The organism is Pseudooceanicola endophyticus (assembly GCF_018760365.1).
GTDB lineage: Bacteria > Pseudomonadota > Alphaproteobacteria > Rhodobacterales > Rhodobacteraceae > Pseudooceanicola > Pseudooceanicola endophyticus.
Window position 1 is genome coordinate 38,822 of record NZ_JAHIAB010000009.1, and the last position, 26,106, is coordinate 64,927.

Below are 26,106 nucleotides of genomic sequence, written 5' to 3' on the forward strand. Positions count from 1 at the left end.
CCTGTCGAAGGCCCCCTCTACGGGGCCTTCGTTGCATTTCCACAGTAACGGAGGGACAGGCCGATGAAGGTCCTGAAGCTTCTGCGCCTTGCCGAACGGTCCGTCCTGGTGATCCTGTTCCTGGCCATGGTCGCGCTCTTCTTCACCAGCGTCATCGCGCGCGAGATCGGCGGCAACGTCGCCACCAGCATGGCCTGGGTGGAAGAGGCCGTGCGGCTGATGAACATCTTCCTGGTCTTCCTGTCGCTGGGCCTGGCGCTGGAACGCGGCAAGCATGTCGCGATCACCAACCTGCGCGACCGCCTGCCCGAGCTGCCCCGACGCATCCTGCGCGCCGTGATCGACCTTGCCGGGCTGGGCTTCTCGCTCTACCTCGCCTGGCTCGGCACCGAGATGGTGCGCTTCGTGCTGAAGATGGGCCAGACCTCTCCGACGCTGGGCATCCCTATGGGCTGGATCTACATGGCGCCGGTGCTGGGCTTCGGCCTGCTGGGGCTGCGCTACGGCCTCAGCCTGTTCGGCCTCTATGACCGCTACACCGAAGACATGCCGGCGGAGGCCACGCCATGATCATCGCCCTGATCGTCCTGCTGGCGGTGGCCCTGCTGGCCGCCGGATTCGAAATGCTGATGGTGCTGGGCGTTCCGGCCCTGGTCTACAAGCAGGCCTTCTGGCCGAACCTGCCCGATGCGGCGGTGGTCCAGAAGATCCTGGGCGGCGTCGATCACAGCACGCTCTTGGCCATTCCCTTCTTCATCTTCGCCGCCAACCTCATGGGCTCGGGGCAGATCGCGGGCCAGCTGGTCGGCGTGGTCAAGGCACTGGTCGGCCATACCCGTGGCGGCATGGGCCATGTCACCGTCGGCGGCTCCATGGCCTTCGGCGCAGTCTCCGGCTCGGCGCCGGCGACGGTCGCCGCCATGGGCCGGATGGTCTACCCGGAGATGCGCGCGGCAGGGTTTTCCGAGAAATTCAGCCTCGGGCTGCTGGTCTCCTCGGCGGAAACCGCGCTGCTGATCCCGCCCTCGATCACCTTCATCGTCTATGGCTGGATGACCGGCACCTCGATCTCGCGGCTGTTTGCCGGCGGGCTGGCGGTGGGCATTGTGCTGGGCCTGGCCTTCGCGCTGTTCGTGCGCATCCAGGCGGCGCGCGACGGCGTCACCTCGGCGCCCCGGATGCCCTGGAACGACCGGTTCCGGGTGATCTGGGCGTCGAAATGGGCGCTTGGAATGCCGGTGATCATCCTGGGCGGCATATACTCCGGGATTTTCACCCCGACCGAGGCCGCCGCCGTCAGCGTCGTCTACGCGATCCTGGTCGAGATGGTGATCTTCCGCAGCCTGTCGCCGCGCGCCCTCTTCCGCCTGACCGAGCAGAGCGCCGTCAACACCGCCATCATCTTCGTGCTGCTGGCGATGGGCGGGCTGATCAGCTTCTTCGTCACCCTGGCCCAGGTCCCCAACGAGATCCTCGCCTTCCTGCAGGCCATCGACGCCAACTGGATCAGCTTCCTGATCGTGGTGAACATCTGCTTCTTCATCGCCGGCATGTTCATCGACCCGAACTCGGCCCTGCTGATCCTGGTGCCGCCGCTGTTCCCGGTCGCCACCGCGCTTGGCATCGACCCGGTGCATTTCGGCATGATCGTGACGCTGAACATCAGCCTCGGGATGATCACGCCGCCCTTCGGGCTGGACATCTTCGTGGCCTCCTCGACGCTGGGCAAGCCGGTGACCGACATCATACGCGGCGTCTGGCCCTTCGTGCTGGTCAATATCCTGGTGCTGCTGCTGATCACCTACGTGCCACAGATCTCGCTCTTCGTGCCGAAGCTGATCTTCGGATAGGACGGCAACGGGGGACTTCGGCCCCCCGTTCTGCATCCGGCGCATGGCCTTCCACCTTCCGCCATTCCGTCGCTGCATAGCGGCAATTCCGAAACGATGTTAGCGCCAACAAGCGATCCCGCCTATCTCTGTCTCAAGACAAACACACCGATTCAGACCAAGGATGATCGCCATGACCACGCAGACGACGAACCTCCCCGTCTTCGACCGCCTGACCCTCGCAACCCCCTTCGCAGCGCCCCTCGGCAACCCGATCGCCGCCCTGCGCCGCCTGTTCACCGTTCGCCGCGCCGTCGCCGAACTGCAGAACCTGTCGGACTACGAACTGGACGACCTGGGCATCGGCCGCTCCGAGATCCGCGCACGGGTCGAAGCCGCGCTCTGAGGCGCACCATCGCCTTCGGGCGATCCTGACGGGGGCCCCCAAGGCCCCACCCCGGCGCGCGATCCCGCCCGCCCCTGATCCGCCCCCTGGGCCTTCGGCGCCGCACCCCGACCGGGTGAGGCGCCGTACTTGTTTCCGGGATCCGGGCCACCAGCGGCAGCCCGCCGCCCGTCCGGATAATTCCTGACTTTTTTACTTGAGTATAGATCCCAAACCTGACATGCGCGGGGCAGAAGCCAGCCCGCGCCTTTCGCGCCTCGCCCGCCTGATGACCCGCGATCCCCTTGGGATCATTTGCAGGATGGGAAAAACATGACGCGCCCTCTTACCCGGATCCACTCTGCCACCCCCGTCGGCGAACCGGCCTTCGCCTTCCTTGAAACCGACGGCCCCCGCATCGCCGGCCCCGAGGCCCGCGCCCTGCCCCAGGGCACCTCCGAAACGCTGTCCGAGCGCCTGGCCGAGGCCCTGAAGACCCTGCCCCGGGACGGGCTGATCGGCGGCGCGCTGCCCTTCGACCGCAGCGCCCTGGATATCTTCTGGGCCAGCGACACCTCGGCCACCAGCCGGCGCCCCGGCGGGCTGATGCCCGTGGCCCTGGGGCTGAGCGCCGAACCCGCCGCCTCGGCCTATGCCGCCGCCGTGGAACGCGCGCTGGAGCGCATGGCCCTCAGCACCCGGCTGGAAAAGGTCGTGCTGGCCCGCTCCCTGGCCTTGGACTGCGCCACCGAGATCGACCGTGCCGCCCTGCTGGAGGCGCTCTCGGGCGATCCTTCCGCCACCGCCTTCGACGTGCGCCTGCCCGGCGACACCCCCCGCCACCTGATCGGCGCCACGCCGGAACTGCTGCTGCGCAAATCGGGGGCCGAGATCAGCTCTCATCCGCTCGCAGGCTCCGCCCGGCGCAGCCGCGATCCCGTCGCCGACCGGGCGGCCGCCGACAGCCTGTCGGGCTCGCCCAAGGACCGGCGCGAACATGCCTTCGTGGTCGAGGCGATCCTCGACACGCTGGCGCCGCTCTGCCGGACGCTTTCCGCGCCCGAGGGCACGACCGTCACCTCCACCGGCAGCATGTGGCACCTGGGCACGAAGATCATCGGCAAGCTGAGCGATCCGGAGACGCCCGCGCCGGTGCTGGCGGCCCTCCTGCATCCGACCCCGGCGGTCTGCGGCACCCCCCGCCCCGAGGCCGCCCAGCTGATCGCCGATCTGGAGCCGCGCGATCGCGGCTATTACGCCGGTGCGGTCGGCTGGTGCGACGCGCAGGGCGACGGCGCCTGGTACGTGGCGATCCGCTGCGCGGAGGTCTGCGGCACCCAGGCGCGGCTGTTCGCCGGCGCGGGCATCGTGCCCGGATCGGATCCCGCCGCCGAAGCCGCCGAGACCGGATCGAAATTCGCGGCCATGCTGGAGGCCTTCGGCCTGCCGCGTGACGCCGCCCTGACCCTGACGGAGTAAACCGCCCCATGGCCCTGCCCGGCATTGCCCCCTATCCCCTGCCCGCCCCGGGTGACCTGCCCACGCCCCGCGCCCCCTTCCGACCGGAACGCGACCGCCTGGCGCTGCTGGTCCACGACATGCAGCGCTATTTCTGCCGGCCCTACCCCGAAGACACGCCGCTGCTGCCGCTGGTCGCCAATATCGCCCGGCTGATCGGCGCTGCCCGCGCCGCCGGCGTGCCAGTCTTCTGGACCGCCCAGAAGGGTGACCAGTTCCGCCCGGACCGTGGCCTTCAGGCCGATCTCTGGGGGCCGGGCATGTCCGCGATCCCCGAGCACGAGGAAATCCTGCCCGCCCTCGCCCCGCGCGCGGACGAGATCGTGCTGCACAAGCACCGCTACAGCGCCTTCCAGCGCTCCAACCTGGAGCACCTGATGCGCGCGCGCGGCCGCGACCAGCTGATGATCACCGGGATCTATGCCCATATCGGCTGTCTCTGCACCGCGACCGAGGCCTTCCAGCGCGATATCGAACCCTTTGCCGTGGCCGATGCCCAGGCCGATTTCGACCGCGCCCGCCACGACATGGCGATGAACTGGGTCGCGGCAACCTGCGGCGGCGTGCTGTCCACCGACATGGCGGCGGAGGCCCTGGCATGAAGCTTTCGGGGTTCGACGGACAGACCGCCTTCGTGACCGGCGCTGCTGGCGGCATCGGCCAGGCCATGGTGCACCTGCTGCGCGAGGCCGGTGCCCGGGTGCTGGCAACGGATCACCCCGATGCCCTGGCGGCCCTCGCGCCGGCTTCCGATGACCGGGTGCTGTGGCGACCGCTCGACGTGCGCGATGCCGAGGCCGCCGAGGCCCGCGTGGCCGAGGCAGAGGCCCGTTTCGGCCCGCTTTCCCTTGGCGTACATGCGGCGGGGGTTCTGGCGACCGGCAACGTGCTGGACTGCCCGCCCGCCGAATGGCAGCGCGTGATGGAGATCAACGCCGGTGGCACCTATGCGGTGGGCCGTGCCATGGGTGCCGCGATGGCGCGCCACGGCGCCGGGGCGATGGTGGTCATCAGTTCCAACGCCGCCGGGATTCCGCGCGCCGGGATGGGGGCCTATGCGGCCTCCAAGGCGGCGGTGACGATGCTGACGCGCTGCCTCGGACTGGAACTGGCCGCGCAGGGCGTGCGCTGCAACATCCTGGCGCCGGGCTCGACCCTGACGCCGATGCAGACCGGCATGTGGGCCGACGACAGCGGCGCCCGCCGGGTGATCGAGGGCGACCTGGCCAGCCACCGCACCGGCATCCCGCTGGGCAAGCTGGCCACCCCCGAGGACATCGCCCGCGCCGCGATGTTCCTGCTGTCGCAGGAAGCGGGCCATATCACCATGGCCGATCTCTATGTCGACGGCGGCGCCACGCTGCGCGGCTGAGGCAGCGCAAGTTCAGACCAGGGCGACCCCGCCCTGGTCCTTCAGCGTCTTCAGCACGATCTCGGAACGCACCTGGGACACCTGGGGATGCGGCAGCAGGCGGTTGTGGATGAAATCCGCGAAGGCCGCCAGATCGGGCACCCGGATCTCGAGCACGTAATCGGCATCCCCCGAGACCGAGAAGGCCGTGGTCACCTCGGGCTGGGCCTCGATGAACTGGGCGAACAGGTCGTCCCGGTCCTGGCCGTGGTGGCGCAGGTTGACCCGCGTCACTGCCCTGAGGCCGAAACCCAAGGTGGCCGCGTTCAGCTTCACCACGTAGCGCTCGATGATGCCGCGGGCCTCCAGCGCGGCGCGGCGGCGCGACACCTGGCTGGCCGACAGGTTCACCCGCTCTGCCAGGGCCGCATTGGTCAGGCTGCCATCGCCCTGAAGCGCGATCAGAATCGCGCGATCAAAGTTGTCCATGCGCATTTCATGCACCTCCCCCTCTGGTTGTGAGGGTATCGTGCAAATGGCCCTCTCTCCAATCCTCATTTTGCGCCCCCCGCGCGGGCGATCCGCGCCAGACTGGTTGCAGGAGCAGAGGAGACACCCATGGGACCCTTCCCCCACGACGCCCCCAGGGCCACCATCACCCCCGAGAACCCCGCCGGCACCGACGGGTTCGAATGGGTCGAATTCGCCCATCCCGAACCGCAGGTACTGGACCGGATCTTTCGCCAGATGGGCTTCGTGCCCGTCGCGCGGCACCGCAGCCGCGACATTACGCTCTATCGTCAGGGCGACATCAACTACCTGCTGAACGCCGAGCCCGGCAGCCATGCCGCAGGTTTCGTAGAGGCCCACGGCCCCTGTGCCCCGGCGATGGCCTGGCGGGTGGTCGATGCCCAGGTCGCGCTGCGGCGCGCGCTGGATCTGGGCGCACAGGAATACACCGGCCCGGGCAAGTCGCTGGAGGTGCCTGCGGTGATCGGCATCGGCGGCTCGCTGCTCTATTTCGTCGACACCTACGGCGACAAGGGCAGCTGCTACTCGGCCGAGTTCGACTGGCGGGAAGGGGTCGATCCGCGCCCCGAGGGCTTTGGCTTCTACTACCTGGACCACCTGACCCACAACGTGATCCGTGGCAACATGGACACCTGGTATCGTTTCTACGCCGAGACCTTCAATTTCCGCGAGATCAAGTATTTCGACATCAAGGGCAAGCAGACCGGCCTGACCTCCCGCGCGCTGACCAGCCCGGACGGCAAGATCCGCATCCCGATCAACGAAAGCGCCGATGCGCACAGCCAGATCGAGGAATACCTGCGCGAATACAAGGGTGAGGGGATCCAGCACATCGCCATCGCCACCGAGGATATCTATGCCGCGACCGATGCCATTGCCGGGGCCGGCATGGACTTCATGCCGCCGCCACCCGATACCTATTACGAGATGTCGCACAAGCGGGTGAAGAACCACCAGGAGCCGCTGGAGCGGATGCAGCGCCACGGCATCCTGATCGACGGTGAGGGCGTGCTGGGGGGCGGCGAAACCCGCATCCTGCTGCAGATCTTCTCGCAGACGGTGATCGGGCCGATCTTCTTCGAATTCATCCAGCGCAAGGGGGATGACGGCTTTGGCAACGGCAACTTCCAGGCCCTGTTCGAGTCCATCGAAGAGGACCAGATCCGCCGGGGTGTCCTGAAGGACACCGCCGCCGAATAACCCGGTGGCCTGGACGGACTATCGTGCCGCCCCGCCGCCCGGCACCCCGGTCTGCGCCGCCGCGCGGATCGAGGGGGTGCTGGCGCTCTCGGTGCAAAGCGCGCAGGGCGCCCTGCCGCTCCTGCTGGCGCGCACGCCCCTGGGGCTGCGCGCCTATGTGAACGCCTGCCCGCACCAGTATCTGCCGCTGGATTATCGCGGGCCGCAGGTGCTTTCGGCCTGTGGCGGGGCGCTGCTGTGCACCGCCCATGGCGCCCGTTTCGACATTGCCACCGGCGCGGCGCTGGCGGGGGCGGATTGCGGCCTGGATCCGGTGCCGCTGGAAGAACGCGACGGCATCGTCTTCATCGCCGGTTAGGACAGCGCCGCCCCCGCCGGAGCGGCGCAGATCGCTCAGGCCTTCGGGGGCAGGATTTCCTGCACCTTGCGCGCCATCGCCGCGCCAAGCTTGAGGTTGCTTTGCGCGCTCAGGTGCAGCCCGTCGACGCCGTCGGTCTCGATCACCTCGGCGGCGTTCAGGAAATGCACCTTCATGAAGGCGGCCAGGCTTTCGTAAAGCGGCCCGAGGGCCTCGGTCTTTTCGCGTCCACCGACGAACATCTCGGCGAAGAACGGGTCTTCCAGCTTGCCCATCACGGGCGGCGCCACGACCAGAACCTGCGGCGCAGGATAGGTGGTGCCCCCCGCCCCGGCCGAGGCCATCACCTGCCCGATCAGCAGCTGCATGCCGGTGACGATGTCGAAGGGCGTGCGGCGGAAGATCGTCTTGGTGTCGTTGCTGCCCAGCATGAGGATGACCAGATCCAGCGGCAGATGCGAGGCCAGCGCGGTCGGCAGGTGCCGGCTGCCGTTCAGCCGCGGATCGGTGGGATCATCGACTGCGGTTGCGCGCCCGCTCAGCCCTTCCTCGACCACCTTGTAGCCCGCCCCGAGCGCCCCGGCCATGGCGCCGGTCCAGCGCTGCTCGAAGGGATAGCGCGTCGTGGGCACCGACTCGGGCACGGGAATCCAGCCCCAGGTCAGGGAGTCGCCAAAGCACATGATGGAATAGGAGTCGGACATGATCTTGCCTCTCGGTCTGTTGCCCGCCCAGCGGAGCCAGAAAGCCCCGCTGCCGTCGAGCCAAACTGCCGTGAGCCGTGGCACCTCTCCACATCACGCCGCATATTGCCTATTTTAACAACCAAACACACATACATTGCCCCGCTGACCGGAACGGATCCCTGCAGGGGAAGCGCCTGAAACCGGGACCGAAATTTGCAGGAAACATGCTGATTCTGTGTGAAAACAGGAATTTTCCTGAAACATCCGCCCCGAATTCCTGAACAGCCCCGATTATCGGAGGCCGCCCCATTCCGGCGCGCAAAAATGTGGCGTTTACAGGGCCGAATGTGCTTTTGGTTGCTTTTCGTTAGCGGTAGCGCCAAAAACCTACCATATACTCGGGTTACAATCTGCGCAGCCACAGAGGACCCGAACCCATGACGACATCCCCCACCGCCCGCAGCCGGGGCAGCCGGCCCGGCACCGGCCTGCCGGTCGGACGGATCGGCCTGTGGGCCTTCATCCTGCTGACGGTGCTGTTCTTCCTGGCGCCGCTCTACGTGATGATCGTCACCTCGCTGAAGACCATGGACGAGGTTCGCCTGTCCTCGATCTTTGCGCTGCCGATGCACCCCACGTTCGAGGCCTGGCGCTTTGCCTGGAGCGAAGCCTGCACCGGCATCGAATGTCATGGCCTGCAAAGCGGCTTCTGGAACTCGGTCCGCATCACCGTGCCCAGCGTCGCGGTTTCGGTGCTGCTGGGGGCGATCTCGGGCTATGCGCTGTCCTACTGGAAACCGCGCGGCGGAGAGATCCTGTTCGCCCTGCTGATGGTCGGCGCCTTCATTCCCTACCAGCTGTTCATCTATCCGCTGGCCTTCGCCTTCGCCAAGACCGGGCTGGCGAACACGCTGCTGGCGGTCGTCATGGTCCATGTCTTCTTCGGTCTGCCCATCGTCACGCTGATCTTCCGCAACTACTACGCCGGCCTCCCGCATGAGCTGGTGAAGGCCGCGCAGATCGACGGCGCCGGGTTCTGGCGGATCTTCCGCTCGATCATCCTGCCGCTGTCGCGCCCGATCCTGGTGGTGGCGGTGATCCTTCAGACCACCGGCGTCTGGAACGACTTCCTGTTCGGGCTGATCTTCGGGGGCACCAACAACCAGCCGATGACCGTGCAGCTGAACGCGCTGGTCAGCGCCCAGTTCGGCGAAAAGCCCTACAACGTCCACATGGCCGCGACGATCCTCACGGCCCTTATTCCCCTCGCAATCTACCTCGCCTCCGGCCGCTGGTTCGTCCGCGGCATCGCGGCCGGCGCCGTCAAGGGATGACCCTCATGCAAGAAACCTCTGTCGAAGTCCGGGACCTGAAGGTCAGCTACGGGTCCTTCAATGTGCTCGACGGCCTCAGCCTAGATATCTACCAGGGCGAATTCCTGGTGCTGCTGGGGTCCTCGGGCTGTGGCAAGTCCACCCTGCTGAACGCCATCGCCGGGCTTCAGGACACCGCCGATGGCAGCATCGCGATCTCGGGGCGGGACGTGACCTTCACGCCGCCCAAGGACCGCGGCATCGGCATGGTGTTCCAGAGCTACGCGCTCTATCCCCAGATGACGGTGGCGCAGAACATGGGCTTCGGCCTGAAGGTGCGCAAGATGAAGGCGCCCGAGATCGAGGCCCGCATCACCCGCGCCGCCGAGATCCTCCAGATCACCCATCTGCTCAAGCGCAAGCCCTCGGACCTGTCGGGCGGGCAGCGCCAGCGGGTCGCCATCGGGCGTGCCCTGGTGCGCGATGTCGATGTCTTCCTTTTCGACGAGCCGCTTTCGAACCTGGATGCGCAGCTGCGCACCGACCTGAGGGTCGAGCTGAAAAAGCTGCACCAGAACCTCGGCAACACGATGATCTACGTCACCCACGACCAGGTGGAGGCGATGACGCTGGCCGACCGGATCGCAGTGATGAAGGACGGGCGCATCCAGCAGCTGGCCCCCCCGGATGAAATCTATGCCCGTCCCGCCAACCTTTTCGTGGCCGGTTTCATCGGCTCTCCGAAGATGAACCTGATCGCCGGCTCGCTGGAACAGGGCACCACGTTCACCGCCCCCGGCCTGCGTATCGCCCTGCCCGGTATCCAGGCGCGTCCGACCTCTGGCGGCCTGACCCTGGGCCTGCGCCCCGAACACCTGACCCTGCTGCCCGAAGGCGCCGTGGCGACCGGTCCCGTGATCGAAGGCACGGTCGATCTGGTCGAGGCGCTCGGCCCGGAAACCATCGTCTGGCTGCGCGCCGGGGACAGCACGATCGCGCTGCGCTGCGATCCCCGCTCCGCCCCCGCCCAAGGGGCCACGGCCCGGGCCCTCATTTCCCTCCAGGACGCCTCTCTCTTTGAAACCGAGACCGGCGACCGCCTTGATTTCCGACCCCTCCCTTGACTGTGAAGGACTGATCCGATGACGAAACGCAAGTTCCGCAGCCTCCTTCTGGGCGCTGTTTCCCTGGCCACCCTGGCCGCCCCCCTGCAGGCGCAGGACCTGACCGCCGACGTGATGCACTGGTGGAACGCCGGCAACGAGGCCGAGGGCGTGAAGGTGCTGGCAAAGGCCTATGACGCCGCCGGGGGCACATGGGTCGACCGCCCCGTGCCGGGGATGGAGGCCGCCATGGCCACCGGGATTTCCGCCGTGGTCAGCGGCACCGCCCCCGCCGCCATGCAGTTCAACATCAACCGTCAGCTGAAGGAACTGGCCGCCTCGGGGATGCTGAGCGATGTCACCGACTACGCCAAGCGCGACGGCTGGATCGACCAGGTGCCGCAGGCGCTGCTGAAGTCGATCAGCGTCGATGGCCATATCTACGCCCTGCCGGTGGTGGTGCAGAACTATACCACCGTCTGGACCGTCAAGAGCACCTTCGAGAAGGCCGGCGTGACCTATCCGAAGACCTGGGACGATTTCATGGCCAGCCTGGAGGCCTTCAAGAAGGCCGGCATCATCCCGTTGGCGAAAAGCGGCGAACCCTGGAGCGACATGCTCTTCGTGCAGGCGATCATGCTGTTCAGCGGCCATCGCGACATGTTCGATGCGCTGTTCACCGAAGGCGATATCGACAAGCTCAACAGCCCCGCGTTCCTGGACGTGGCCAGGACCATCCGCCAGGTCGTCGCCTATACCGATCCGGGCGCGCCCAGCCGCACCTGGGACCAGGCCGATACGCTGCTGGTGCAGGGCAAGGCCGCCTATACCTTCATGGGCGACTGGGCCAAGGGCAGCTTCACCTCTGCCGGGCTGACCCCGGGCCAGGACTTCACCTGCGAGCTGGGCATCGGCAAGAACCAGTTCTTCGTGCTGATCGGCGATACCTTCGTGCTGCCGAAGAACGCCAAGAAGACCGAGGCCCAGTCGCTGTTCGCCAAGGTGGTGATGGATGCGCCGACCCAGGTCGATTTCACCAATGCCCGGGGCGGCAAGTCTCCGCGTCTTGATGCCGTGCCGACGCAAAGCGACGGCTGCACCGATTATCAGCAGCAGTTCGCGGCCAATGGTGGCACCCAGCTGATGAACACCTCGGCCGAGATGTCGGGAGATCGCTTCGGCGCGGTGAACGACGCGGTGTCGCAATACATCAACACCCCCTCGATGACGCCCGAGACCTTCCAGCAGATGATCGTCCAGGCCATCGAGTCCACCGAGTAACGGGCAGCCCCTGCCCGCCCCCGCCTGTGTCCCGGCCCGACCGCTCCTCCCCGGGGCGGGCACAGGCGGCCCTGATCCTTCCAGTCGAGGAAATTCCATGTCTTCTGCGCGCAGCCGCAACCGCTCGCGTCCCTCGCTCGCCGCGGGCCTCTCGCTGGGGCCGGCCTGGGTGATCGTCGTGGCGATTTACATCGGCACCGCCATCTGGACGGTCGCCATGTCCCTGACCACCTCCAGGCTACTGCCGACGGCGCAGTTCGCGGGCCTGTCGCAATACCGGCGCCTGTTCACCACCCCGCGCTGGATGCAGTCGCTGGAAAACCTTGTGCTGTTCGGCGTGGTCTTCATCGTCGTGGCGCTGGTGCTGGGCTTCCTGCTGGCGGTGGCGCTGGACCGCAAGATCCGCTTCGAGGGCGCGATCCGCACCATCTACCTCTATCCCTACGCGCTGTCCTTCATCGTCACCGGCGTGGTCTGGAAATGGATGCTGGATCCGACCATGGGCATCCAGAAGACCATGCATGACCTCGGCTGGACCAGCTTCAGGATGGACTGGGTCGTCGACATGCACATGGCGATCTACGCGCTGATCCTCGCCGCCGTCTGGCAGGCCACGGGGCTGGTCATGGCCCTGATGCTGGCGGGGCTGCGCGGCGTCGATGGCGACCTCTGGAAGGCGATCGAGGTGGACGGAATCCCGACCTGGCGCGCCTATGTGGCGATCATCCTGCCGATCCTGAAGCCCATCGTGGTGACAGCCACGGTGCTGCTGGGCGTCGCGGTGGTGAAGGCCTACGACCTGGTGGTGGCGCTGACCGGCGGCGGCCCGGGCTATGCCACCGACATGCCCGCGAAATTCATCATGGATTTCCTGTTCCAGCGCGCAAACATCGGCCTGGCCTCGGCGGCAGCCACGGTGATCCTGCTGATCTCGGTGCTGGCGATCCTGCCCTGGATCTACGTCACCTACCTGCGGGCGCCGCGCCGCTAAGCGGCGCGACCCCGAAGCGTTGCCCGGGCGCTCAGCCCGGGTAGCGACGCATCAGGAACAGGTAGAGCCCCGCCCCGATCCACAGCGTGCCCGCCGCGATCCGCAGCGAGATGTCGAAGCCCGTGTTCATGTCGGTCGTGTGATGCATCACCAGCTGGACCAACGGCGGGCCGAGGATCTGGCCGATGGCGAAGGCCGCCGTCAGCAGCCCGATGAACTGGGCCGGGCGGTGCGGCTGCAGCCGGTGGGCATCGTCCATCGCCAGGAAGTTGATCGCGGTGAAGGGCAGGCCCGCCAGCACGCTGCCCAGCACGAAGCCCGGCAGGCTGGGCCAGACCGTCGCCAGCGCCACCCCCGCGCCCTGCATCAGGTGGCAGCCCACCAGCAGCGCGCGCGGGCTGCCAAGGCCCGCGATCCGCGTCACCAGCAGCGATCCCGCCGCCGCCGCCACCCCGTAGATCGGCCAGAACAGATCCAGCCAGACCGAGGGCGGCAGCGCCGCGCGCGCGATCACCGGCAGGTAGGTCGCGGTGATGATGTAGCCAAAGCCCGCGATGCCGTAGGCCAGGATGAAGACCGGCAGCTGCAGCCCGGCAACGGGGGCCGCGGCGGACGGCACGCTGCCCTTCGGGCGCGGCGCGGCGGTGACCTCGGCCTTCGGGTCGACGATGCGCCAGACCAGCGCCGTCAGCGCCAGGCCCACCACGGCAAAGCCGCTCCAGGCGGCGCGCCAGTTCCAGTGCGCGGCGATCATGCCGGTGGCCACCAGACCCGAGACCGCGATCCCCAGGCCCACGCCCATGAACATCGCACTGCCGAAGGCACCCTGCCCCCGCCGGGACAGCGCCCCCATGCACCAGCGCGCGGCATGGACCAGCGCCACCGCGCTGACCACCCCCGAGACAAAGCGCAGCCCCAGCCACAACCGCCAGTCGGCGATCACCATGGCGGCGGTCGCCAGCACCGTCAGCACCAGCCCCCACCGCACCAGGCGGGCGCTGGAATGGTGGTTGGGGATCCACATGCAGCCAAGCGCCCCCACCAGGTAACCGGCATAGTTGACCGAGGCGAGCGTGCCGCCGAACCCCAGGTCCAGCGCCTTTTCCGAGATCATCAGCGGCAGGATCGACGTGTAGGAGAACCGCCCGATCCCCATCGCGATGGCAAGGCAGGCGGCCGCGGCCACGACAATGGCCAGCCCGCCGGTTTCGCGTCTTTGCATCTCCATCCCGGGTCTCAGCCCGCGACCAGGAAGGCCGACAGCCACAGGCCCACCCCGAAGGACAGATGCGCCGAGACGGTCTTGAGGGTGCCGCGCCAGGGCTGCGCCGCGCGCCACCCGAACAGGCCACCGCCCATGGCGGGTTTCAGGAAGAACATCGGCGCCGCCAGCGTCAGCGCCCCGAAGAGCAGCGCATTGGCGAGGCCCGGCGCCGCCCCGAAGGCCATCAGCGCCAGCAGGTAGACCAGCCCGTAGCCCACGCCGATGACGTAGTGGAACACCCAGCCCACGGCGTTCTCGCCGGGCAGTGCCGGGCGGCTGGCGAAGTCGGGGTCCATCAGGCGGCCCTTCGGCACGCCCAGCACCCAGCGACCGACGCTGCGCCAGTTCGGGACCTTGTCCTCGGTCAGCTTGATCACCAGCGCCTGCCAGAGATCCGAGACCACCGTCGCGCCCACCCCGAGAACGAGGGTTTCCGTCACAAATCCGTTCAATGTCCTGTCCTTTGTCCCGGGGACCGTCATGCAAGCGGCCCCGACCGGCATCCGGTCGGGGCCATGTCCGTCGCCATGTCCTTGCGGATCAGACCTTCGAAAGCGCCCAGTCCCAGTCCGCAGAGCCGATCTGACGCCGGGCCCGCAGCAGCAACATACGGGAATATTTCGCGAAATCGAACCCGATCGGAGAGTTCTCCGACTGGTAGATCGCCCAGAGGCCCCAGCGGACCATGGCGACGCCGATATAGAGGTAAGTGCGCGCCAGAACGTCCTCGCGCACCTGGCCCTCGTACATCTCCAGCATCGAGGCGACGCCGCGCAGATCGTCGAAGAAGATCTCGAAGCTGAACATCGCAACGTCCCAGTAGGGATCGTTGGCGGCGGCATATTCCCAGTCGATGATGCGGATCTCGCCCGCATCATTGCGCATGTAATTGGAAATGTAAGCGTCGTTGTAGCACCCGGCCAGCGACACGCCCGAGGCTTCGATCGCGGCCTTCGCACGGCGGCACTGCCAGATCAGCTGATCGATGTCGGCGGGCACCTGCGCGGACCGGCCCACCACCTTGGCGGTGAAATCCTCGAACTGCTGGAGGCCGGTGTTCACCAGATCCAGCTTCAGGCTGTCGTGGACATCCTTGTAGGCCGCCATGATATTGGCGCGCACCGTGGCATCCTGGGCATCATCGACGCCGCAGCTGGTGAAGCCCTGGAGGAACTCGTGCACCTCGATGCCGGCATCGCCGTCATGGAAGAAGACCTGCGGCCCCACCCCCTTGGCGGCGGCGATCTTTGCCGCGCTCAGCGCGGTCTCGCGGTCGATGAACTGCTCGGTGCCGGGGCCGTGCAGCTTGACGAAGAAGGTCTCGCGGGTGGCCTGATCGACGACGCGCCAGTTGATGTTGGTGATCCCGCCGTTGATGCGGAAGGCCTTCATGTCGCGGCCCCCGAACAGCGGGACGCGGGCGATGGCCGCGGTAATGTCGGTCATGTCCATGATCAAACCTCGCGCAGGAGCCGCGCCATGTCGAAGACCGACAGGTGCAGGCGGAAGCGGACCAGCCGGTTGGCGGCATATTTGTAAAGCTCGGGGCCGCGGCGGTCGGCCTCGGTTTCCCCGATCAGCGCCCAGAAGGCCCAGAGCGCATCGTCGTAAAGCCCCCAGAGCTTGAGCCGCGCCATCTGCGACGCGGTGGCGGGCGCGCCGGCATAGGCGGCGATCAGGCGGGCGCGGTCGTCGTCATCGACGCAGACCTCATGCGCCAGGGCGCCCAGGTCGCGGAACGCGTCCCCCATCACGCAGCGGTCGAAATCGAGCAGCCGGATATTGCCCTGATCATCGGTCAGCACGTTCGACAGCGTGTTTTCGCCATGCAGCGGCACCGGGGCCTCGGTGACGCGCGACAGCGCCTCAAGGATGCGGGTAATCCACTGTGCGATGCCGGTGTCGTCCATGCGGATGGTGACCGGAAGCGGGGCCGCGTCGCGGGACCGCCAGCGCGCCAGCAGGGCCTCGAACTCTTCCGCCGGGCTCAGCTCGGGGGCGGCAAAGCCCGCCTCGTGCCAATCCTTCTTGGCATCGACCAGGGCGGCCAGCATGGCCGGGTCCAGGAAATCCTTCGCCGAGGCCATGCGCCAGGGCGCTCCGAACTGCATGGTGATCAGGCTGCGGGTCTCTTCCTGCACCGCGACGACCGCAGGCCCAAGGCCTGCGGCGCCGGCATGACGGGTGGCGCGCGACGCCTCGGCAAAGCCGAAGGGGTAGAGCGATCCGTCATGATAGGTCTTGACGATCTGCGCCCCGGCATCCCCTTCGATGCCGGTCAGCAGGCCATCAAGTCCCATGTGCATGGGCATGGCGATGGCGGGCAGGGCATCACCCCGTCCCTCGGCCTCGGTGGCGGTGCCAAGGCGCTCCAGCGCGGTCTGGTGGCGCGCCTTCGTGGTGACGGGCATGTCCTGGGTCTGTCTCGTCATGTCCTCGCTCATCTCAGATCTCGGCGGGAAAATCGCGCAGCTTGCCGCGCGCGGCCTCGTAGGCCAGGCAGGCGCGCAGGATGTCGATATCCTGCCCCAGAGAGCCGATCAGCTGAAGCCCCACCGGAGAGGTCCCCGAGAAGCCGCACAGCACGGTCGCCGCCGGCTGGCCCGACTGGTTGAAGGGGGCGGTGAAGCCGACGTGATCATGGGGATGTTCGGGGTCGGCGGCCACGGCCTCGGCCGCGTAATTGGCCATCGGCATGGTCGGGGAAAGCACCATGTCGAAGCCGCCCACCGCGCGTTTCAGCATCAGCTGGGCCTTCTCGACCGTGCCGAGCGCCTTGGCGAATTCCAGAGCGGTCATCGCCGCGCCGCGATCGGCGCAGGTGGTCAGGATCTCCAGCATGTCGCCGCGCCGGTCCTCGGGCAGGCCGGCACGTTCATAGGCAGCCTTGACCGAGAAGTAGCCGGACAGCGCCCGCAGGAAGGGGAAGCCCACGGGGTTCTCGATCTCGATGATCTCGGCACCAAGGCCACGGAAGACCTCTGCGGCCTGACGGATCAGGTCGGCGACGTCGGCATCAACCTCGGGGCCGTCCCCGACCGAGAGCATCAGGCCGATGCGCTTGCCGGTCAGGTCCATCGGCGCCAGCACCTCGGGGATGGTGGCGCCGGGTTCGAAGGCGCGCTCATCGGGCTGACCCAGCACCGACATCATCAGGATCGCGTCCTCGACGGTGCGGGTGATCGGCCCGGCGGACCGGTCGCGGCTGTAGGGCAGATGCGGGATCGCGCCGGCAGAGGGCTTCAGCGCCACCAGGCCGCAGTGGCTGGCGGGAAGACGGACCGAGCCGCCGACATCGCTGCCCACGGCCACCGGCACCAGGCCCGCCGCGACGGCGGCCGCCGACCCGGCCGAGGAGCCCCCGGTGTTCAGCGACAGATCCCAGGGGTTGCGCGTGACCCCGCAGGCCGAGCTGACGCCCGCCCCGAGGAAGCCCATGTCGGGCATGGTGGATTTCGCGAAGAGGATCGCGCCGGCTTCGCGCAGGCGGGCGACCGGCGGGCTGTCCTCGGTGTCGGGGGCGACGTCGCGCCGCGCCTTCAGGCCGCGCAGCATGGTCATACCCCTGACGGCGATGCTGTCCTTGATGACCACCGGCACGCCATCAAGCGGCCCCTGGGGCGCCCCCGCGACCCAGCGATCCGCCGAGGCCCGCGCCTGTTCCATCGCGCCCTCGGCATCGACCTCGTAAAGCGCGTTGATCTTCGGGTTCACGACCTCGATGCGCGCCAGAAGCGCCTGCATCACCTCGACCGGAGAGAGCGAGCCATCCCGGTATCCGTTGAGAAGTTCGGTTGCGGTAAGCGTCCACATGGGGGCGACCTTTTCTTGGCTGTCGGGCGTGCGCACACGCGCCGGTGTTCGGGGGGACGGGCGCTCAGGCGCCGGCGAGGCAGGGCGCGAGGGCCTTCAGCATCTGTTCATGCAGCTCGGGCGTGGCCGAGGCCAGCACGTCGCCCTTGCTGTCAAGGCCCAGCGGGCGGCCCGACCAGTCGGTGATCACGCCACCGGCGCCCTCCACCACCTGCACCACCGGCAGATAGTCGTAGGGCTGCTGGCCGATTTCCAGCACGATGTCGCAATGCCCCGAGGCCAGCAGGCCATAGTTGTAGCAATCCCCGCCGAAGCGCAGCAGGTGCACCGACCTGTGCAGCGCCTCGTAGGCGGCGCGGTCCGCACCGGTGTAAAGCTCGGGGTCGGTGGTATAGGCGCGCGCCTTCGACAGCTCGGTGCAGCCGCTGGCAGTGCAGGGAGTACCGTTGAAGGTCGTGGGCGCGCCGCGCATGCCCTGCCAGCGCTCATTGAAGGCGGGCATGTCGATCTGGCCCAGCACCGGCTCTCCGTCGCGCAGCAGCGCCATCAGGTTGCCAAACAGCGGGTGCCCGGTGACAAAGCTTTTCGTGCCGTCGATCGGATCGACCACCCAGACCTCGCGGGCGGACATGTTCACCGGGTCCTGTTCCTCGCCGAAGATGCCGTGCTCGGGGAAGGTCTCGGCAATGCGGGACCGCAGATAGGCCTCGATCTCGCGGTCGGCGACGGTGACCGGGGAATGGTCTTCCTTGTCGTCCACTTCCAGCGCGCTGCGGAAGTAGCGGTGGGCGATCTTGCGGGCATTGTCAGCGACATCCGCCGCGAAGACGAGTTCAGGGAACGAGGTCATACTGTGTTTCCATGCGATTCTGAGGCATTCCGGGGAGGATCACCTCCTGCTGACGCCAACATTCCCCACAAACACACACCCAGCAAGGCATTTTCCGGGGATTTCGGGCAATAACCTCCCAATTTGACAAACAAACACACATTCACGCTCCGAATGCCGCAATTCCCATCAGCTTTCGGCGCTGAATTAGGCACAGAGTCATACATACCCACACCTGCTGTGGACTTTTGCCGGGCTGCGGGGCACAGGATGGGGCGGCACAAGCGGGAGGCCCCATGTGGACGCATGAACGACAGGCGCAGATCCTCGCCCGGCTGGGCAAGGACGGCAAGGTGGCGGCCAACGATCTGGCCAGCGAATTCAGCGTCTCGCGCGAGACGGTGCGCCGCGACCTGATGGACATGGAAAAATCCGGCCTGCTGCGCCGGGTCCATGGCGGCGCAGTGCCCTCCCTCGCGCCCGAGCCCGAACCCGCCTTCGCGATGCGGCAGGAACAGTTCGCCTCCCAGAAGGAGGCCATCGGCCAGACCGCCTGCGCGCTGATCCCCACCGGCAGCACCTGCTTCATCGACGCCGGCACCACGACCTCGGCCTTTGCCCATGCGCTGGCGGCGCGCGGTCGCATCCGGGTGATCACCAATTCGCTGGAAATCGCGCGGATCATGGTCACCGGAGAGGATTGCGACACGCTGCTGCTGGGCGGCGCGCCCCATGCCGACGTGCCCGCCACCTACGGAGAGATGACCCTGGCCGAGATCGACCGCTTCCGGGCCGATTTCGCCGTGATCTCTCCGGTGGCGGTGGATCGCAACCGCGGCGTCACGGATTACGAGCTGCACGAGGCCGAGGTGGCGCGCAAGATGATCCGCAATTCCCACGCCTGCATGGTGCTGTGCCATTCGGCGAAGCTGAACACGGAAAGCCGGGTCTCGATCTGTCGCCTGGACGAGGTCGACCTGCTGGTCACCGACGCCCAGGCCGAGCCCTACGAGCTGCCGCGGGGGACGACCCATTACGCCCCCGCAGTCGGCTGAGCGCACGGCCTAGTCCAGCAGCGGCACCGTGTCGGACAGGTCCTTGAGGCCGACGCCGGTGACCCCCAGCTTGCGGGCATAGCGCACCAGCCAGTTGATCTTGTGGGTGGCATCGGCAAGCGACAGGCCGCCCTTTCCGTGGATGTTGGACACGCAGTTGCGGGCGCTGTCGGGGGTGCCCACCTTCGGCGACCGGGTCAGATAGGCGCCCAGGCTGTTGGTGACCGACAGGCCCGGGCGCTCGCCCACCAGCACCAGCACCAGATCGGCACCAAGCGCCGCGCCGACCTCATCCCCGATGCCGACGCGGCCCTGTTCGACCAGCACCACCGGCGCCACGTTCAGATCCGCAAAGGCCGCCAGAAGCGCGGCCACCAGCGCGCCGCCATTGTCGTTGACCGCATGGGCCGACAACCCGTCGGCCACCACGATAGCCAGATCGAACGGCCCCTTCGGCAGCCGCGCCAGATCGGCCTCTCGCAGGCGGCGGCCCAGGTCGGGGCGGCGGATGTAGACCTCGCGCGAGTCGGCGCGGCTGTGCACGGCGATCGCCTCGGCCGGGGCGATGGCGCGAGTGACGCCAGCCCAGTCCACCGGCATGGTGATCGCATCGCGGGCGCTGGCATGGCTGGCCTGGAAATCCAGCACCGCCGAGAGCGGCGCGGCCCCGGCGCCGGGCTCCAGCCGCAGCCGCGAGGGGGTCAGGCGTTTCAGCGCGCGGAAGGCCTCTTCAAGCTCGCTCATCTCAGGCCACCTTTCCCAGACGCTTGACGAAATGGTTCATGTCCGACAGCGCGCCGGTGCCATCCGACAGGCCGACCTTCTGCAGCCAGGCGTCGAATTCCGGCGCCGGGCGGGTACCGAAGCGGCGCTGCATCCAGCGCGCATCCTCGAAGGCGAGCGACTGGTAGGACAGCATCACGTCATCCGATCCCGGCACGCAGATCACGAAATTCACCCCCGAGGCGCCCAGCAGGCACATCAGCGTGTCCATGTCGTCCTGATCGGCATCAACGTGGTTGGTGTAGCAGACATCCACCCCCATCGGCAGGCCCAGCAGCTTGGCGCAGAAGTGGTCCTCAAGCCCGGCGCGGATCACCTGTTTGCCGTTGTACAGGTATTCCGGCCCGATGAAGCCCACGACGGTATTCAGCAGCAGCGGATCGAAAGCGCGGGCCACCGCATAGGCGCGCACCTCAAGTGTCTGCTGATCGACGCCATGATGCGCCTCCGCCGAGAGCGGCGCGCCCTGCCCGGTCTCGAAATACATGACGTTCTGGCCCAGCGTGCCACGGTTCAGCGACAGCGCGGCCTCGTGCGCCTCTTTCAGAACCGAGAGCGAGACGCCGAAACCATCGTTCGCCGCCTGCGTCCCGGCAATCGACTGGAAGACCAGATCCACCGGCCCGCCGGCCTCGATGATCTGGATGGAGTTCGTCACATGGGTCAGCACGCAGCTTTGCGTCGGCACGTCGAATTCCTGGCGGAACCCGTCCAGCGCCTTCAGCAGATCCGTGCAGTTGGCGATACTGTCCGAGGCCGGGTTGATGCCGATCACCGCATCGCCCGTGCCCTGCAGCAACCCGTCGAGGATCGCCGCCGCGATGCCGCGCAGATCGTCCGAGGGGTGGTTGGGCTGCAACCGGGTCGAAAGGTGCCCCTTCAGGCCCACGGTGTTGCGAAAGCGCGTCACCACCTCGATCCGGGAGGCGACCTCGATCAGGTCCTGGTTGCGCATCAGCTTGCTGACGGCGGCGACCATCTCGGGCGTCAGGGCGGGTGCGGCGCGGGCCAGCGCCGGACCGTCGGCGGCCTCGGAAAGCAGCCAGTTGCGCAGATCGCCCACCGTCATCGACCGGAACGGCGCAAAGGCCGCGACATCGTGGGTATCAAGGATCAGCCGCGTCACCTCGTCAGCCTCGTAGGGGATCAGCGCCTCGGTCAGGAAGGTGGTCAGCGGCAGGTCGGCCAGCACGTAGCGCGCGGCCACGCGGTTGGCTTCGCTGGAGGCGGCAAGGCCCGCCAGCTCGTCTCCCGAGCGCAGCGGGGTGGCGGCGGCCATGACCTGGGCCAGGGACTGGAAGCGGTGCGTCTCGCCACCGGCGACATGCGAATAGCTCACGGGAGGGATCGTGCCTTCTGCTGGGTCCGGACGGGCCGGAGAGGGGAGAAGGCCCGCGCGCTGCGGGCCCTCCATGTGCGTTCAGTTGGCAACCGTTGCGCCGTAGATGGCATCGGCCACGTCGGCGGGGAACTTGCCACCCAGCCCTTCCAGGCCGGTGTTGGTCATCTCGACCGCGGTGATGTGGCAGACCGGGTCGATGAACCAGGTGTGCCCGTAGACCCCGCCCCAGGAATAGGTGCCCTTTGGCTGCGGCGTCTTGGCGGCCACCGGATCCAGCAGCACCTTGCCGCCGAACCCAAAGCCATAGCCCGGCCCGTTGGTCGAGACCGGCAGATCGCCGATCTGGTTCTGCATCATCTGCGTGGTCAGCGCCGGGGTCAGGATGTCGCCGCCGCCCTCCTGAAGGGTTTCGAGCAGTTTAAGCACATCGCCCGCGCTTGAAACCATGCCCGCACCACCCGAGGGGAAGGGCGTGTCCTTGCGGGCACGGGAGGGCGAAAAGCGGATCGCGGCCCCGGGGACCGAGGTCACAAGCTGCGGATCCACCATCCGTTTCGCCCCATCGGGCGTGTTGTAATAGGCGGCAGTCAGGCGGTCGGACTGGGTAGAGAAGCCGGTATCCGTCAGACCCAGCGGCTTGGAGACCAGCTGATCCACGGCCTGCGGCAGCGGTTCGCCGGTGATCTTCTCGATCACCGCGCCCATCACGTCGACGGCCACCGAATAAGCCCAGCCCTTGCCCGGAGGATAGGCAAGGCCGGCGGCCGAGATGCGCTTCATCTCCTCGTCCATGCCGATATCGACCTCGTCCAGCCCGTCCGAGACGCCGGCCTTGTGATAGGGGCCGTCGGGCTGTTCCATCAGCCCGTAGCCCAGGCCCGCGGTATGGCTGAGCAGCTGGGAAATCAGGATCGGCGGCGTGCTGCCATCGGCCAGCGCCGGCTTGAAATCGGGCAGGTATTTCGTGACCGGATCCTCCAGCGACAGCTTGCCCTGCTTGACCAGCGCCAGGGCGGCGGTGGTGACGAAGGACTTGCTGACAGAGGAAAGACGGAAGATCGCGTCCTCGGCCATCGGGATATTGGCCTCGCGGTCAGCCAGACCGGCGGCGCGGCTGTAGACCAGCTTGCCGTCCTTCATGATCATCACGACGGCGCCGACGATGCGGTCGTCGCGAATCGCGCTGTCGATCGCCGAATCCACACCGGCACTGAAATCGACATCGCAGCTGCCAGCCTGGGCCGCACCGGCCATCATGGCCAGCCCGGCGGCTGCCAGCACAAGGGTCTTCCTGTTGGTATTAGGGCGCATTCCGCCTCCTGTTGGTGCTTGGGTTGCAGGGTCCATCCTTCTGGCCCCGATCTTTTCCGGCCGCCGGTCCGCCCCGCGGGGCTGGCGGTCCACCATCTGCCACCCCGGGGGCGGCATGTGAGGTTTGTTGGCGACCTGAGGCGATTTGTGGAGGATTCTCTCAGGACGGGCATGCAAGGTTTTTCAAACGGCTATTATTTGATCTGCTTTTATGTGTATTTGTGCGCTTACTCGTCATTGTGCAAAAATTTGCGCCCAAACACAGCTCAAAATTCGGCTGATCACGGGCCTTTTTGCCGGGATCTGCATCCGAACGCTTGACCGAATTGTGCACATGTGTGGTTTTGTGCAGGAGGTCGCACAACAACCACAGGACGATGACCATGACCGCATCCGCCTTCTTCCGTCCCCCGGCCGCGCCCGGCGCGGACCGGCGCGCCGGACAGGCCCGGTCGCATGGCCTGTGCTGGCTCCGGACCGATCCCGCGGGAAGGGCGATGGCCCGGACGATCCGCTGAACGACAAAACAACAGGGAAATCCACATGAAACTGAACCGCAGAAGCTTCCTGATGGTCACCGCTGCCATCCCGCTGACCGCCGCTCTGGGCGCGCCGCTGGCAGTCAAGGCAGGCGAGACCGGCACCATCCGCTGGCTGAGCCCCGAAAACACCACCGGCAACTGGGACCCGTCGATGAACACGACGCTGGCCAACACCCGGATCGAATTCATCGTCTTCGACACGCTGCTGCGCTACCCGATGACCGGCGACGACCTGCTCAAGCCCGAGCTGCGCCTGGTCGAAAGCTACGAGATGACCGACGGCCACACCGTCGATTTCGTGCTGAAGAAGGGCATCAAGTTCCATGACGGCTCCGAGCTGACGGCCGCCGACGTCAAGGCGACCCTCGAATACTACTCGCGCGAGGGCGCGGCGCGCGCCTTCTACCCCGGCCCCGTCAAGGTCGAGGTCAAGGATGACCACAGCTTCACCGTCACCACCGAGACCTTCCCCGCCCACTCCTTCCTGTTCCTGCAGGTCTATTCGCCGATCCTGCGCGCTGCCGATGTCGCCACCCCCGAAAAGCTGGCGGGCAGCATGATCGGCACCGGCCCGTTCCGCTATGTCGGCACCACCACCGACGGCCACAACTTCGAGGCCTTCGCGGATTACTGGGGCGGCGCCACCGGCAACATCCAGAAAATCCAGAACCGCTACGTCCCCGATGGCAACGCCCGAATGCTGGCGCTGATGTCGGGCGAGGCCGAGGTCATCGAACGCCTTGAGCCCGAGCAGTACGACAGCCTGAAGAAGAACAAGGATGTCGCCACGCAGAAGGTGAACTCGGTCGAGAACCGCTACCTGCACTTCCGCTGCAACAAGCCGCCGTTCAACGACTACCGCGTGCGCCGCGCCGCCGCCGCCGCCATCGACCGCGAGGGGCTGCTCTCGCTGATCGGCGAGGCCGGCTACGGCGCCGACAGCGTGCTGCCGCCGATGAAGCTGGGCTCCACCCCGCAGCCCGATTACGGCAAGTACGACCCCGAGCTGTGCCAGAAGCTGCTGGCCGAGGCCGGTTATCCGGGCGGCAAGGGCCTGCCGCCGCTGGAATACATCACCTCGACCGGCTTCTACCCGAAGTCCAAGGAAATCTGCGAGGCGATCACCGCCATGCTGCAGGCCGAGGGCTTCCCGGTGACGCTGACGGTGATGGAGGTCGCCGCCTGGAACGACGCCTATTACAACGTCAACGCCGGCAACATGATCGACGGCGGCTGGGCGCCGAACTCTCCCGAGCCCAACATCCAGCTGATGCTGCAGTACTACTCCAAGGTGGGCCTGGTGACCGGCGTGAACGAGCCCGAGCTGGACAAGGTGCTGCTCAAGCAGGTGGCAGAGACCGACATGAACACCCGCGCCAAGATCATCTCGGACGAGGTGCTGCCGATGGTGGCCGAGAAGCTGCCGAACCAGGTGCTGTTCAACTCTGCCATGATGATCGCCACCGCTGCCAAGCTGACCGATGTCACCATGACCGCCGCCGGCGACATGGACTTCACCGGCGCCACCATGGCCTGAGGCCTTCCGGAGCGGGTCCCTGCGCGGGGCCCGCTTCCCGCGACCCAGTCCGCGTGACCACGATCAACGACCCCGAGGACCAGACATGATCGCCACCCTCTCCTTCCTCACGAGACGCCTGTCGCAGGGCGCGCTCATCGTCTTCCTTGCCGCGCTGATCGTCTTCACGCTGCTGCGCATCGGCCCGGGCGACCCCGCCCGGATGCTGGCGGGCGGCCTTTCCGACCAGGCCAGCGTCGATGCCCTGTCCAAGCAGATGGGCCTGGACGATCCCTTCATCGTCCAGTTCGGCAAGTATATCGGTGGCATCGTCACCCATGGCGACTTCGGCCATTCCTACATCCGGTCGGAAAATGGCCAGTCGGTCGGTGGCGGCCATGGCGACAGCGCCGGTGCCTCCAACCGCGCCTCCGTCATCAGCCTGATCCTGGGCCGCCTGCCGCTGAGCCTGGCCCTGGCCGCCGCGGGCCTGGGCCTGGCGCTGGTGATCTCGGCTCCGATCGGGATCTGGGCGGGGCTGAGGGCCGGGAAATGGCCGGATTCAGTCACCATCATGGGCTCTTCCATCCTGGTCTCCATGCCCAGCTTCTGGATCGCCGGCCTGCTGGTCCTGCTGGTCTCGATCAAGCTGCAATGGCTGCCGGCGGTGGGCTACAGCGGCCCGAAATACCTGATCCTGCCCGCCATCGTGCTGGCCATCGAAATGGCGCCGATCTTCATTCGCACCTGGTCCTCGGCGATCTCGAGCATGACCCGGCGCGACTTCATCCGGGTGGCCCCGGTGCGCGGCCTGGGCAGCAAGGCTGTCTTCACCCGCCACGTGCTGCGCGGCGCGGCGGTGCCCTTCATCAACACCCTCGGCGTCATGCTGACCAGCCTGATCGGCTCCCTGTTGGTGATCGAATACGTCTTCGACTTCCCCGGCCTCGGCAAGCTGACCGTGGAGGCCGTGATGCAGCGGGACTTCCCGCTGGTGCAGGCCATCGCCATCGTCATCAGCACCTTCTTCGTGCTGGTCAACATCGCCGTCGACTATGTCAGCGGCCTCTTCGACCCCCGGCTGGACTACTAAGGGAAGGCGTGT

26 protein-coding genes are annotated in these 26,106 nt (G+C 67.1%); 15 read left to right on the plus strand and 11 right to left on the minus strand.

All coding sequences use genetic code 11. The annotated features are described in order from the left end of the window. The first annotated feature begins 63 nt into the window (after nucleotides 1-63). The 6 genes from KM176_RS15495 (at nucleotide 64) to KM176_RS15520 (ending at nucleotide 5,104) form a co-directional block, all read left to right on the plus strand. The gene (locus tag KM176_RS15495; protein WP_160894985.1) at nucleotides 64-570 is read left to right on the plus strand and encodes a TRAP transporter small permease; all 507 of its coding nucleotides are present in this window, start codon (nucleotides 64-66) and stop codon (nucleotides 568-570) included. Then, the gene (locus tag KM176_RS15500) at nucleotides 567-1,850 is read left to right on the plus strand and encodes a TRAP transporter large permease (RefSeq protein ID WP_160894984.1); all 1,284 of its coding nucleotides are present in this window, start codon (nucleotides 567-569) and stop codon (nucleotides 1,848-1,850) included. Before KM176_RS15495 ends, KM176_RS15500 begins: the two co-directional genes overlap by 4 nt. 172 nt (nucleotides 1,851-2,022) lie before the next feature. Then, nucleotides 2,023-2,235 (plus strand): DUF1127 domain-containing protein, encoded by a 213-nt coding sequence (locus KM176_RS15505; protein ID WP_160894983.1) that lies wholly within the window; start codon nucleotides 2,023-2,025, stop codon nucleotides 2,233-2,235. 312 nt (nucleotides 2,236-2,547) lie between these two features. Continuing rightward, entirely contained in the window at nucleotides 2,548-3,693 is a 1,146-nt protein-coding gene (locus KM176_RS15510; protein WP_160894982.1) for an isochorismate synthase, read from the plus strand. An 8-nt stretch (nucleotides 3,694-3,701) separates the two neighbouring features. Beyond that, entirely contained in the window at nucleotides 3,702-4,334 is a 633-nt protein-coding gene (locus KM176_RS15515; protein ID WP_160894981.1) for an isochorismatase family protein, read from the plus strand. Then, entirely contained in the window at nucleotides 4,331-5,104 is a 774-nt protein-coding gene (locus KM176_RS15520; RefSeq protein ID WP_160894980.1) for an SDR family oxidoreductase, read from the plus strand. Before KM176_RS15515 ends, KM176_RS15520 begins: the two co-directional genes overlap by 4 nt. 12 nt (nucleotides 5,105-5,116) lie before the next feature. Here KM176_RS15520 and KM176_RS15525 read toward each other — a convergent pair whose 3' ends face one another. After that, nucleotides 5,117-5,572, minus strand: coding sequence for an Lrp/AsnC family transcriptional regulator (locus KM176_RS15525; protein ID WP_236045334.1), 456 nt, complete (start codon nucleotides 5,570-5,572; stop codon nucleotides 5,117-5,119). Between the two features lie 129 nt (nucleotides 5,573-5,701). On the opposite strand from KM176_RS15525, the gene hppD reads away from it, so the two are divergent. Continuing rightward, the gene (gene hppD, locus KM176_RS15530) at nucleotides 5,702-6,814 is read left to right on the plus strand and encodes a 4-hydroxyphenylpyruvate dioxygenase (protein WP_160894978.1); all 1,113 of its coding nucleotides are present in this window, start codon (nucleotides 5,702-5,704) and stop codon (nucleotides 6,812-6,814) included. Nucleotides 6,815-6,818: 4 nt separating this feature from the next. Further along, nucleotides 6,819-7,172, plus strand: a complete 354-nt coding sequence (locus KM176_RS24930) for a Rieske (2Fe-2S) protein (RefSeq protein WP_160894977.1) — start codon at nucleotides 6,819-6,821, stop codon at nucleotides 7,170-7,172. A gap of 35 nt (nucleotides 7,173-7,207) precedes the next feature. Here KM176_RS24930 and KM176_RS15540 read toward each other — a convergent pair whose 3' ends face one another. Beyond that, nucleotides 7,208-7,876, minus strand: a complete 669-nt coding sequence (locus KM176_RS15540) for an SGNH/GDSL hydrolase family protein (protein WP_160894976.1) — start codon at nucleotides 7,874-7,876, stop codon at nucleotides 7,208-7,210. A gap of 419 nt (nucleotides 7,877-8,295) precedes the next feature. Here KM176_RS15540 and KM176_RS15545 point away from each other — a divergent pair, with 419 nt between their 5' ends. The 4 genes from KM176_RS15545 (at nucleotide 8,296) to KM176_RS15560 (ending at nucleotide 12,546) form a co-directional block, all read left to right on the plus strand. Further along, entirely contained in the window at nucleotides 8,296-9,192 is an 897-nt protein-coding gene (locus tag KM176_RS15545) for a carbohydrate ABC transporter permease (RefSeq protein WP_160894975.1), read from the plus strand. Then, nucleotides 9,189-10,295, plus strand: coding sequence for an ABC transporter ATP-binding protein (locus KM176_RS15550; RefSeq protein ID WP_160894974.1), 1,107 nt, complete (start codon nucleotides 9,189-9,191; stop codon nucleotides 10,293-10,295). Before KM176_RS15545 ends, KM176_RS15550 begins: the two co-directional genes overlap by 4 nt. A gap of 18 nt (nucleotides 10,296-10,313) precedes the next feature. After that, nucleotides 10,314-11,555, plus strand: coding sequence for an ABC transporter substrate-binding protein (locus KM176_RS15555; RefSeq protein ID WP_160894973.1), 1,242 nt, complete (start codon nucleotides 10,314-10,316; stop codon nucleotides 11,553-11,555). 97 nt (nucleotides 11,556-11,652) lie between these two features. Beyond that, a complete protein-coding gene (locus tag KM176_RS15560) occupies nucleotides 11,653-12,546 on the plus strand; it encodes a carbohydrate ABC transporter permease (RefSeq protein ID WP_160894972.1) in 894 nt (297 codons plus the stop codon). A gap of 31 nt (nucleotides 12,547-12,577) precedes the next feature. Here the strand turns inward: KM176_RS15560 and KM176_RS15565 are convergent, their stop codons facing one another. The 6 genes from KM176_RS15565 to hisN all read right to left on the minus strand — a co-directional run bounded on the left by KM176_RS15565 (nucleotide 12,578) and on the right by hisN (nucleotide 18,473). Beyond that, entirely contained in the window at nucleotides 12,578-13,774 is a 1,197-nt protein-coding gene (locus tag KM176_RS15565) for a YbfB/YjiJ family MFS transporter (protein ID WP_160894971.1), read from the minus strand. 8 nt (nucleotides 13,775-13,782) lie between these two features. Continuing rightward, complete coding sequence (locus tag KM176_RS15570; protein WP_160894970.1) at nucleotides 13,783-14,262, minus strand: DUF2938 family protein; 480 nt, start codon at nucleotides 14,260-14,262, stop codon at nucleotides 13,783-13,785. An 88-nt stretch (nucleotides 14,263-14,350) separates the two neighbouring features. Further along, the gene (locus KM176_RS15575) at nucleotides 14,351-15,256 is read right to left on the minus strand and encodes a choline/ethanolamine kinase family protein (RefSeq protein WP_160894969.1); all 906 of its coding nucleotides are present in this window, start codon (nucleotides 15,254-15,256) and stop codon (nucleotides 14,351-14,353) included. Between the two features lie 8 nt (nucleotides 15,257-15,264). Further along, entirely contained in the window at nucleotides 15,265-16,242 is a 978-nt protein-coding gene (locus tag KM176_RS15580; RefSeq protein WP_160894968.1) for a phosphotransferase, read from the minus strand. 13 nt (nucleotides 16,243-16,255) lie between these two features. Then, on the minus strand, nucleotides 16,256-17,623 hold the full coding sequence (locus tag KM176_RS15585) for an amidase (protein WP_160894967.1): 1,368 nt from the start codon (nucleotides 17,621-17,623) through the stop codon (nucleotides 16,256-16,258). A 64-nt stretch (nucleotides 17,624-17,687) separates the two neighbouring features. Then, nucleotides 17,688-18,473: a histidinol-phosphatase gene (gene hisN, locus KM176_RS15590; RefSeq protein ID WP_160894966.1), complete on the minus strand. Its 786-nt coding sequence runs from the start codon at nucleotides 18,471-18,473 to the stop codon at nucleotides 17,688-17,690. A gap of 275 nt (nucleotides 18,474-18,748) precedes the next feature. On the opposite strand from hisN, the gene KM176_RS15595 reads away from it, so the two are divergent. After that, nucleotides 18,749-19,507, plus strand: coding sequence for a DeoR/GlpR family DNA-binding transcription regulator (locus KM176_RS15595; RefSeq protein WP_160894965.1), 759 nt, complete (start codon nucleotides 18,749-18,751; stop codon nucleotides 19,505-19,507). Between the two features lie 9 nt (nucleotides 19,508-19,516). Here the strand turns inward: KM176_RS15595 and eutC are convergent, their stop codons facing one another. The 3 genes from eutC to KM176_RS15610 form a co-directional block, all read right to left on the minus strand. Continuing rightward, nucleotides 19,517-20,251 carry an ethanolamine ammonia-lyase subunit EutC gene (gene eutC, locus KM176_RS15600; RefSeq protein ID WP_160894964.1) on the minus strand — a complete coding sequence of 245 codons (735 nt, stop codon included), beginning with the start codon at nucleotides 20,249-20,251 and terminating at the stop codon, nucleotides 19,517-19,519. A 1-nt stretch (nucleotide 20,252) separates the two neighbouring features. Next, nucleotides 20,253-21,629 carry an ethanolamine ammonia-lyase subunit EutB gene (locus KM176_RS15605; protein WP_311136167.1) on the minus strand — a complete coding sequence of 459 codons (1,377 nt, stop codon included), beginning with the start codon at nucleotides 21,627-21,629 and terminating at the stop codon, nucleotides 20,253-20,255. Nucleotides 21,630-21,710: 81 nt separating this feature from the next. Beyond that, nucleotides 21,711-22,943 carry a serine hydrolase domain-containing protein gene (locus tag KM176_RS15610; RefSeq protein WP_160894962.1) on the minus strand — a complete coding sequence of 411 codons (1,233 nt, stop codon included), beginning with the start codon at nucleotides 22,941-22,943 and terminating at the stop codon, nucleotides 21,711-21,713. 543 nt (nucleotides 22,944-23,486) lie between these two features. Between KM176_RS15610 and KM176_RS15615 the strand changes: the two genes are divergently transcribed. After that, the gene (locus tag KM176_RS15615; protein ID WP_160894961.1) at nucleotides 23,487-25,022 is read left to right on the plus strand and encodes an ABC transporter substrate-binding protein; all 1,536 of its coding nucleotides are present in this window, start codon (nucleotides 23,487-23,489) and stop codon (nucleotides 25,020-25,022) included. Nucleotides 25,023-25,107: 85 nt separating this feature from the next. Continuing rightward, nucleotides 25,108-26,094, plus strand: a complete 987-nt coding sequence (locus tag KM176_RS15620; protein ID WP_202397847.1) for an ABC transporter permease — start codon at nucleotides 25,108-25,110, stop codon at nucleotides 26,092-26,094. The last annotated feature ends 12 nt before the right edge of the window (nucleotides 26,095-26,106 follow it).

Bases quoted from the DNA above. Each gene is read 5' to 3' on its own strand.
- KM176_RS15495 (WP_160894985.1), top strand. From the start codon at position 64: ATGAAGGTCCTGAAGCTTCTGCGCCTTGCCGAACGGTCCGTCCTGGTG.
- KM176_RS15500 (WP_160894984.1), top strand. From the start codon at position 567: ATGATCATCGCCCTGATCGTCCTGCTGGCGGTGGCCCTGCTGGCCGCC.
- KM176_RS15505 (WP_160894983.1), top strand. From the start codon at position 2,023: ATGACCACGCAGACGACGAACCTCCCCGTCTTCGACCGCCTGACCCTC.
- KM176_RS15510 (WP_160894982.1), top strand. From the start codon at position 2,548: ATGACGCGCCCTCTTACCCGGATCCACTCTGCCACCCCCGTCGGCGAA.
- KM176_RS15515 (WP_160894981.1), top strand. From the start codon at position 3,702: ATGGCCCTGCCCGGCATTGCCCCCTATCCCCTGCCCGCCCCGGGTGAC.
- KM176_RS15520 (WP_160894980.1), top strand. From the start codon at position 4,331: ATGAAGCTTTCGGGGTTCGACGGACAGACCGCCTTCGTGACCGGCGCT.
- KM176_RS15525 (WP_236045334.1), bottom strand. From the start codon at position 5,572: ATGGACAACTTTGATCGCGCGATTCTGATCGCGCTTCAGGGCGATGGC.
- hppD (WP_160894978.1), top strand. From the start codon at position 5,702: ATGGGACCCTTCCCCCACGACGCCCCCAGGGCCACCATCACCCCCGAG.
- KM176_RS15540 (WP_160894976.1), bottom strand. From the start codon at position 7,876: ATGTCCGACTCCTATTCCATCATGTGCTTTGGCGACTCCCTGACCTGG.
- KM176_RS15545 (WP_160894975.1), top strand. From the start codon at position 8,296: ATGACGACATCCCCCACCGCCCGCAGCCGGGGCAGCCGGCCCGGCACC.
- KM176_RS15550 (WP_160894974.1), top strand. From the start codon at position 9,189: ATGACCCTCATGCAAGAAACCTCTGTCGAAGTCCGGGACCTGAAGGTC.
- KM176_RS15555 (WP_160894973.1), top strand. From the start codon at position 10,314: ATGACGAAACGCAAGTTCCGCAGCCTCCTTCTGGGCGCTGTTTCCCTG.
- KM176_RS15560 (WP_160894972.1), top strand. From the start codon at position 11,653: ATGTCTTCTGCGCGCAGCCGCAACCGCTCGCGTCCCTCGCTCGCCGCG.
- KM176_RS15565 (WP_160894971.1), bottom strand. From the start codon at position 13,774: ATGGAGATGCAAAGACGCGAAACCGGCGGGCTGGCCATTGTCGTGGCC.
- KM176_RS15575 (WP_160894969.1), bottom strand. From the start codon at position 15,256: ATGACCGACATTACCGCGGCCATCGCCCGCGTCCCGCTGTTCGGGGGC.
- KM176_RS15580 (WP_160894968.1), bottom strand. From the start codon at position 16,242: ATGACGAGACAGACCCAGGACATGCCCGTCACCACGAAGGCGCGCCAC.
- KM176_RS15585 (WP_160894967.1), bottom strand. From the start codon at position 17,623: ATGTGGACGCTTACCGCAACCGAACTTCTCAACGGATACCGGGATGGC.
- hisN (WP_160894966.1), bottom strand. From the start codon at position 18,473: ATGACCTCGTTCCCTGAACTCGTCTTCGCGGCGGATGTCGCTGACAAT.
- KM176_RS15595 (WP_160894965.1), top strand. From the start codon at position 18,749: ATGTGGACGCATGAACGACAGGCGCAGATCCTCGCCCGGCTGGGCAAG.
- eutC (WP_160894964.1), bottom strand. From the start codon at position 20,251: ATGAGCGAGCTTGAAGAGGCCTTCCGCGCGCTGAAACGCCTGACCCCC.
- KM176_RS15610 (WP_160894962.1), bottom strand. From the start codon at position 22,943: ATGCGCCCTAATACCAACAGGAAGACCCTTGTGCTGGCAGCCGCCGGG.
- KM176_RS15615 (WP_160894961.1), top strand. From the start codon at position 23,487: ATGAAACTGAACCGCAGAAGCTTCCTGATGGTCACCGCTGCCATCCCG.
- KM176_RS15620 (WP_202397847.1), top strand. From the start codon at position 25,108: ATGATCGCCACCCTCTCCTTCCTCACGAGACGCCTGTCGCAGGGCGCG.